1 protein-coding gene is annotated in these 1,165 nt (G+C 36.7%); it reads right to left on the reverse strand.

From position 1 onward, the window contains the following. Positions 1-181: 181 nt before the first annotated feature. The gene (locus tag ACZ5CR_RS46395) at positions 182-1,072 is read right to left on the reverse strand and encodes an IS982-like element ISLll1 family transposase (RefSeq protein ID WP_301702839.1); all 891 of its coding nucleotides are present in this window, start codon (positions 1,070-1,072) and stop codon (positions 182-184) included. Positions 1,073-1,165 lie beyond the last annotated feature (93 nt).

Here is a 1,165-nt window from a genome sequence, read left to right on the forward strand (position 1 = left end):
ATATAAGTCGTGCGCTTTCTAATGCTTAGTAGTTTAAGATTAGGATAGCACGACTTATTTATTTTCCAATGAAATTAACTAGCAATTCGGGTTAACTATTATCAATAGTTTAGTTTTCATTCCCTATCAATGTATTTTATTATATACCTATTTCTATATATATACCCGAATTGCTAGTTGATTATTTAGCCATGACTTGATACCCGATAGAATATCTTAAAGTCTCTGGTTCCAGTGATTTAGCTGATTTTAACAGTAAAGAATACGCTAAAAGTATCATCTCTAATTTCAATTGAAAACCTTGAGGCGAACGACTTTTACAACGCTCAGCTCCTAGATTTGTCAAAAAAGAGAAAACTCGCTCAATCACTTTTCTACGTTTTGAAAAATTAGGGAAAAGGATTTTCTTTTGCTTCATGTTCTTCCTGACAGGTGTAATTAGATCAATTCCTTTTAATTCCAGCCTATCATGCAGTGACTGACCTAGATATCCCATATCTCCAAGGACTGTTGGTGTCCCAAATTGACTCAACACTTCCTCGGTCATTGAACTATCAGCCATTGAAGCAGGAGTAATTGTGTAGTCTATGACATAGCCTGATTCACTGACTAAAGCATGACATTTACATCCATAGAAGTACTGTCCCTTTGTAGCATTGTAGCCAACATTTGCATAATCTCCAAGAACTTTGCTTCTGAAATTACGAATAGGCTGACACAAAGGAATGGGGAAGCTGTCAATAATGGATACACTCATTCCTTCAACCTCTTTAAAGACGAGTGCTTGGCGAATGACTTGGATACTCGGTAAGAGGGCATTACAACGGCGGACAAAGCGAGAATATTCTAGGAAATTAGGAAATAAACTTTGAGCCAGTTGGTGCTTAGCTTTAAGCGTTTCACTAAAATGCAGTACGCCCCATAGGTAACAAGCGATAACTAAGCAATCTGATGTTGCGAGATGGACGTTCTTTCGGTTTTGAACCTCAAGGGAAACCCTCGTTTGATAAAGCGTCTCAATGGTTGTCAGTAAATAAACAAAAACTTTTGGAAGTGTGCTATTATAAGTCATATAAGTCGTGCGCTTTCTAATGCTTAGTGGTTTAAGATTAGGATAGCACGACTTATTTATTTTCCAATGAAATTAACTAGCAATTCGGGTTAA

It is taken from the genome of Streptomyces sp. NPDC031274, assembly GCF_055570235.1.